Source organism: Candidatus Micrarchaeia archaeon (genome assembly GCA_041650355.1).
Classification (GTDB): Archaea; Micrarchaeota; Micrarchaeia; order Anstonellales; family Bilamarchaeaceae; genus JAHJBR01.
Window position 1 is genome coordinate 1 of sequence record JBAZLI010000054.1, and the last position, 6,557, is coordinate 6,557.

7 protein-coding genes are annotated in these 6,557 nt (G+C 54.4%); 3 read left to right on the forward strand and 4 right to left on the reverse strand.

What is annotated here, in order from left to right:
• On the reverse strand, window positions 1–266 hold a 266-nt coding region (locus tag WC488_04060; GenBank protein MFA5077573.1), incomplete at its 3' end, for a hypothetical protein.
• Window positions 267–316: 50 nt separating this feature from the next.
• Window positions 317–2,053 (reverse strand): glutamine--fructose-6-phosphate transaminase (isomerizing), encoded by a 1,737-nt coding sequence (gene glmS, locus WC488_04065; protein MFA5077574.1) that lies wholly within the window; start codon window positions 2,051–2,053, stop codon window positions 317–319.
• Window positions 2,054–2,143: 90 nt separating this feature from the next.
• On the opposite strand from glmS, the gene WC488_04070 reads away from it, so the two are divergent.
• Window positions 2,144–2,704: a carbonic anhydrase gene (locus WC488_04070; protein MFA5077575.1), complete on the forward strand. Its 561-nt coding sequence runs from the start codon at window positions 2,144–2,146 to the stop codon at window positions 2,702–2,704.
• Window positions 2,705–2,737: 33 nt separating this feature from the next.
• Here the strand turns inward: WC488_04070 and WC488_04075 are convergent, their stop codons facing one another.
• Window positions 2,738–3,670 carry an NAD-dependent epimerase/dehydratase family protein gene (locus WC488_04075; GenBank protein ID MFA5077576.1) on the reverse strand — a complete coding sequence of 311 codons (933 nt, stop codon included), beginning with the start codon at window positions 3,668–3,670 and terminating at the stop codon, window positions 2,738–2,740.
• 8 nt (window positions 3,671–3,678) lie between these two features.
• Window positions 3,679–4,884: a glycine C-acetyltransferase gene (locus WC488_04080; protein MFA5077577.1), complete on the reverse strand. Its 1,206-nt coding sequence runs from the start codon at window positions 4,882–4,884 to the stop codon at window positions 3,679–3,681.
• A 359-nt stretch (window positions 4,885–5,243) separates the two neighbouring features.
• On the opposite strand from WC488_04080, the gene WC488_04085 reads away from it, so the two are divergent.
• Window positions 5,244–5,663 (forward strand): ACT domain-containing protein, encoded by a 420-nt coding sequence (locus WC488_04085; protein ID MFA5077578.1) that lies wholly within the window; start codon window positions 5,244–5,246, stop codon window positions 5,661–5,663.
• The coding region (prf1, locus tag WC488_04090) for a peptide chain release factor aRF-1 (GenBank protein ID MFA5077579.1) at window positions 5,660–6,557 on the forward strand (898 nt) is incomplete at its 3' end. The genes WC488_04085 and prf1, both read left to right, overlap by 4 nt.

The window sequence follows — 6,557 nt, forward strand, 5'->3', positions numbered from 1 at the left end:
CATCCCTCTATAAGCCGCTTTATCTCGCTGCTCGGAATTTCCGGAGGCACGAATATGCTCTCGTCAAGCGACGGCTGCACTGCCGCAGGCGCCTGGGCCGGCCTGGGATCCTGCACTATGACCCCGAAGTGCAGCTGGATGCTGTGGTCGCACTTGGGGCATTTCGCCAGCATTGTGAAATCCGTCAGGAGCAGGTCCGTGGTCAATGAGAGGGGAAATTCCATGCTGCACGCGCTGCACTTGAAGCTCTTGGTTATGTTGGTCATGCTATCCACCTTTTCGCCTTTTTGTCTCTATGCAACCTATCTTTATAATGCTATTCGACCGTGACCGATTTGGCCAGGTTCCTGGGCCTGTCCGGGTCTATGCCCCTCGACGTGCTGGTGTAGTACGCGAGAAGCTGCAGCAGCGGGAGCGTCGCGAACGGATGCAACCCGGCAGGGGTTTTTTGTATCTCCAGGGCCACGTCAACCTCTTTCATCACGTCCGGGTCGCTGGTGAGCGCTATCACGAAGGCGCCTCTCGCCTTAACCTCCTTTATGTTCCCGTGTATCTTCGGGAGCGTCTCGTCGCTTGGCGCGAGCGCTATCACCGGGACTCCCTTGGCTATGAGGCTGAGCGGGCCGTGCTTGAGTTCACCGCCAGGATAAGCTTCTGCATGGAGGTACGAAAGTTCCTTCAATTTGAGCGCGCCCTCCATAGCTATCGGGTAGGAAAGGCCCCTTCCGAGGAAGAATATATTCTCTTTTTCCTTCAGCTTTTCCGAAAGCCGCTTCACGTCCTGCTCCCGGGCCAGCGCGTTCTGCACTATCTCCGGGATTGAGGAAAGCCCCCTGCCCCCGAAAGCCAGCTTGTATATGACTGCGAGCTGTGATGAGAAAGTCTTGGTGGCCGCGACGCTCACCTCAGGGCCCGCATGGAGGTAGACCACCATGTCCGAGGCGCGCACTATGCTCGAACCGACCACGTTGGTTATTGAAAGAATCTTCGCGCCGTTCGATTTCGCGTATTTCACTGCCTGGAGCGTGTCCGCGGTCTCGCCGCTCTGCGAAATCGCTATCACCAGGGTTTCCTTCCCCGGGTTGGCTATGAACTGGTACTCGGAGGCTATGAACGGCTTCGCGTTGAGCCCCATGTGCTTCTCGAGCAGGATTGAGAACGCGATGGCGGCGTGGTAGGAAGTGCCGCACGCGAGTATGTGCACGCTCCGCGCCTTCGAGATTAGCTTGCGCGCTTCCTCCACGTCGGTGGCGAGCGACTCGTGCAAAACTGTTTTCTGCTCGTGGATTTCCTTGAGCATGAAATGCTGGAATCCGCCTTTTTCCGCGACTTCGGCGCTCCAGTTCACCTCCATAATCATGGGCTCGAGCTTTTTCCCGTCCAACGAGTATATTGCGTATTCGCCCGCAGACGCGACCACTATGCTCTCGTCCCCTATGGGGATGACGCGTTTCGTGTACGGCAGTACCGCTGGAATGTCCGAGGCGAGCATGTTCTCCTTTTCCCCCAGGCCAAGTATGAGCGGGCTGTTCCTCCTCGCAGCGAAAAGCTTCTCTGAACCGGTTGAGATTGCTACAATCGCGTAGGAGCCCCTGAGCGCCCTTATGGCCTCGAAAAAAGCCTTTTCCAGAGGCATGGACTTCGCGTTCTCCTCTATTAGATGGGCCACCACTTCGCTGTCGGTCTCGCTGTCGAACTTGTGCCCTTTGGAAAGCAAATCCTGCTTCAGCGGGAGGTAATTCTCTATTACCCCATTATGGACCAAGGCTATGCTTTTGGAGCAGCTGGAATGCGGATGGGCATTTTCCTTGCACACGCGCCCATGGGTCGCCCATCTCGAGTGACCCAAGGCGATGTGGCCTTCTAGCGAGGTGAACATAAGGGAATTAGCGACATCATCCACCCTTCCCGCGTCCTTCCTTATCTCTATGGAGTTTTCCCCTGCTATGGCTATTCCTGCCGAATCGTAGCCCCTATACTCCAGAGTCTTCAGCCCCTGCAGTATCACTTCCGAAGCCTTCCTGAATCCAGCATAACCTATAATGCCGCACATGCAAATGAGGTTCGCAGCAAAGCCTAATAAACATTATACGCAAAATGGTTTAGCGAAAAATAAATGGCTTAGAATGAATAGGGTGAAACCATGGCAGTGGAAAAATTGTTGGAAGGGAACATGAGATTCAGAAGCCAGCCTGCGCAGAAGGACCTTGCGAAGATGAGGGCTGAAACGCTGGACGGGCAGGCCCCGTACGCGATAGTGCTCACGTGCAGCGATTCGCGCGTGCCTCCGGAGCATATCTTTGATGCCGGCATAGGGGCGATATTCGTGATAAGGAACGCTGGCAACGTGGCTGACAAGGTGGCGCTCGGAAGCATAGAATACGCTGCTGAGCACCTGCACACGCCCCTGCTCGTGGTCATGGGGCATGAGAAATGCGGCGCGGTTAAAGCTGCATGGGAGCTTCCTGAAGGCCAGCACGCCGAGGGAAACATCGCGGACATAGTTAAAAAGATTGAGAAATCCGTGAAGAAGATGAAGAAGAAAGGCAAGGACATTGAGGATGCTGCGCGCGAGAATGTGAAGAACCAGATGAAGACGATATTAAGGAAGAGCGCGATATGCAAGAAGCTCGTGGAAGAAGGAAAACTCAAAATAGTGGGTGCGAAATACAAGCTTTCGGACGGGAGCGTTGAGTTCTTCTAGTTTTTCTTTTCATTCTCTATTTTTTTATTGTTTTCAGTATTTTACCCCTAATTTTTCCGAAAGCCTTTCCATCATCTCTTTGGTCATTTTTTCAAGAGTGTATTCGTGCTTCCAGCCCCAGTCGCGCCTCGCATCCGAATCGTCTATTGATTTCGGCCATGAGTCCGCGATTTTCTGCCTGAATTCAGGAATATGCTTCTTCACTTCCGCAGCTATTTCCTTCGGAGAGAAGCTCACTGCAGCAAGGTTGTAGCTCGTGCGTATCGCTATTCTTGAAGCAGGGGCTTCCATGATGCCGATTGTGGCTTTTATTGCGTCCGGCATGTACATCATGGGCAGCGTGCTGTCTTCCCCGAGGAAGCAGGCGTATTGCTTTTTCTGCAGGGCTTCGTAGAAGATTGCGATTGCGTAATCGGTCGTGCCCCCGCCGGGAAGGGCTTTGTAGCTTATCAGGCCCGGGTACCTCAAACTCCTCACGTCCACGCCGAATTTGAGGAAGTAATACTGGCAGAGAAGCTCGCCCGCGACTTTGGTGACTCCGTACATCGTGGTCGGCTCGAGCACCGTGCGCTGGGGCGTGCTGTCTCTGGGAGTGGTGGGGCCGAAGGCTGCAATTGAGCTGGGCCAGAACACCTTTATTTTGTATTCCCTGGCCAAATCAAGCACGTTCTTCAGGCTCCCCATGTTGACTTTCCACGCTAGTTCCGGATCCTGCTCGCCCTTCGCTGAGAGTATCGAGGCGAGATGGTAAACGGTTTTGATGTCGTACTTCTTCACCAGGGACTCCAGGGCACTTTTGTCCGCTGCGTCTGCGAACTCGAACGGCCCATGCAAAAGCTCCTGGCTCGGCTTTGCCCGGCTCCCCATTCCAACGACATTTTCATTCCCGAATTTCGCGCGGAGCTCGGGCACCAAATCCGAGCCTATCTGCCCGGTAGCCCCTATCACCAGAATCCTTTCAGCCATCCAACCACCTATTTCACGATTCCGAGCTCCTTCCCCACTTTCCCGAATTTCTCCAGCGCGAAATCCAAGTCCTCCTTGGAGAAGTCCGCGCGTATCATCGTCCTGATTCTCGCTTTCCCTTTCGCGACCATCGGGAAAACTATGGGCAAAGCGTAAACCCCTTCCTCGAAGAGTTTCAGGCTCAAATCCCTTGCTTTTGATTCATCGTAAGTCATTACAGGGGTGATGGGCGTTTCGCTTTCCCCCGTGTCAAAGCCGATTTCTTTTGCTCTCGCCTTGAAGTATTTTGTATTTTCCCACAGTTTTTTCACGAGCGCGTCGTCCCCCTCAAGCACTTCAAGCGCCTTTATGCTCGCCGCGATTACGGCGGGCGGCTGGGAACCTGTGAGCAGGTAGGTCCTGGATTTGTTGAGCAGGTATTTCTTTATCGTTTTGGTGGTTGCGATGAGACCGCCCATCGTTCCGAAGCCCTTTGAGAACGTGCCCATCTCCATGTCCACTTTTCCGTCCAGATTGAAATGGCTCACGATTCCCCGTCCGTGGCTTCCCAGAACTCCGTCCCCGTGCGCATCGTCCACGTATATGTGCGCCCCGTACTGGTCCGCAAGCGCGCAAATTTTATCCAGCGGCGCGATGTCCCCGTCCATCGAGAAAACCCCGTCTGTGATTATCCATATTCTTCTGTAGGCCTTGGCTTTCGTACCCTCAAGCACGCGCTTCAAATCGTCCATGTCCTTGTGCTTGAATATCGCGCGCTCGGCTTTGGTGAGCCGCACGCCGTCTATTATCGAGCCGTGGTTGAGCTCATCGGAAATTATCAAATCGCCTTCGCCTGCGATTGCCGGAATCGCGCCGGAATTCGCGGTAAACCCAGTATTGTAGTAAATCGCGTCCTCAGTGCGCTTGAAGCGCGCTATCGTTTCCTCAAGCTTCAGATGAAGTGCCATGTTCCCTGCGATGGGGCGCACAGAACCGCTCCCTGCACCGTATTTTTTCACCGCCTCTATCGCCGCTTCCTTCACTTCAGGATGGTTGGACAGCCCCAGATAGTTATTGGAGCAGAACATGAGCACTTTTTTTCCGCTCACCACGCTCCAGGGCTCCGAAGCGCTTTCCAGGGATTTCGGGTTCCAAAGCAGGTTCTTCTCCCCTAAATCCTTGAGCTCTGCGCCGAACTGCTGCTCCAAAGAAAGAATAGCCTTGCTTTTCTCCATCCCATCACCAGGAAATATTTGGAAGAGGGGGTTTAAAATAAGACGGTTTTGGCGTCGTCAAAGGGCACGAGAACGCGAAAAATTCTATTTAACGGGAAAATTTCGTAAATTTTCTCGGCATTTCCGGCTATCTTCGGCTATGCAGAAGAGCTAGTCATTCGCAAACGACTGGATGCTGGAAAAATCATTGTCCGCAGACAACGGGATTTGCAAATGGGAACCGCATCTCCGCGAGGCGCGGAGAGATGCCGCCTAAGCAGGCGGCACTGAGTTCGAATTTACGAATACAAGCACAAAATTTATATATTCTCGGAGCCTATCTCAATTTATCTTATGATTGCGCATCAGCAGGTGGTGGGATGATAAAGGAGATAATACTGCTAGCCAAGGACAGGCTGGGCCTGGTGGCCGACGTTTCCTACGTGCTTGCAAAGGAGAAGATAAACATAGAGCAAATAAACGTCAGCGTGGTTGACGAGAAGGCAATCATCATGCTCGGCGTGGCAAGCGCGAAGCATGAGAAGGCCAAGGTGGCGCTGGAGCGCAACGGCTTCGAAATCCTGCCCGCGAAATCCATAGTGGTGAGGCTGGACGACACGCCCGGCACGCTGGCCGAAGTGTCCAGGAAGCTAAGCGGTGCGAAGGTGAACGTGCTGAACATCCACATACTGGGCAAGAAGGACGGGAGCGTTTTTGATTCAATTGTCGTGGACCGGCCCAGGGAGGCCAGGAAAGTGCTCGGCAGCGCGGTCGTTAACGAGAGCGAGTGGACCCGATGAGCGGCAGCGAAGCAGCGTACGAGCTCAAGAAGCAGCTCAGGAAGCTTGGCGAGATGAGCGGCAGCGGGACCGAACTCGTTTCGGTTTACATACCCGCAGGATACCCGATACATGAGACCGGTAACCGGCTCAGGGAGGAGATAAACCAGGCCGGGAACATCAAGTCCAAGACCACGCGGAACAACGTCATCGGCGCGCTGGAGAGGATAATAGCGCATCTCAAGCTCTTCAAGCAGACTCCCCCGAACGGGATGGTCGCGTTCGCGGGGAACATATCCAACAATCCCTCGAAAACAGACATCCAGCTCTTTTCCCTCGAGCCGCCCCAGCCCCTGAGCGTGAGCGTGTACAGGTGCGACAACAGGTTCTTCCTGGAGCCGCTCCAGCGCATGCTCGACGCAACGGACAGCTACGGGATTGTGGTTATGGACGGAAGGGAAGCCACCATCGCGGTGCTCAAGGGCACGCAGACGGTGATAGTGAAGAAGCTGAACTCCATGGCGCACGCGAAAATCAGGAAGGGGGGGCAGAGCGCGAGGAGGTACGAGCGCCTGATAGAGGAAAGCATAGAGAAATATTACCAGCGCGTGGGCGCGGCGATGGACGACGCGTTCCTGGGAAGGGTGAAGGGGGTGGTGATAGGCGGCCCGGGCCCCACCAAGGACTTCTTCTACAAGGCGGCCCCGTACAACTACCAGCATAAAGTCCTCGGAGTGGTTGATACAGGATATACGGAGGAGTACGGCGTTCGCGAAGCCATAGGCAAGAGCGAGTCGCTCATCCTCGAACAGGAAGCCATAAAGGAGCGCGTAATCATTGAGAGGTTCATAAAGGAAGTGATAAACGACGGGCTTGCCACATATGGGGAGAAGGAAGTGCGCGCGGCCATAGAGA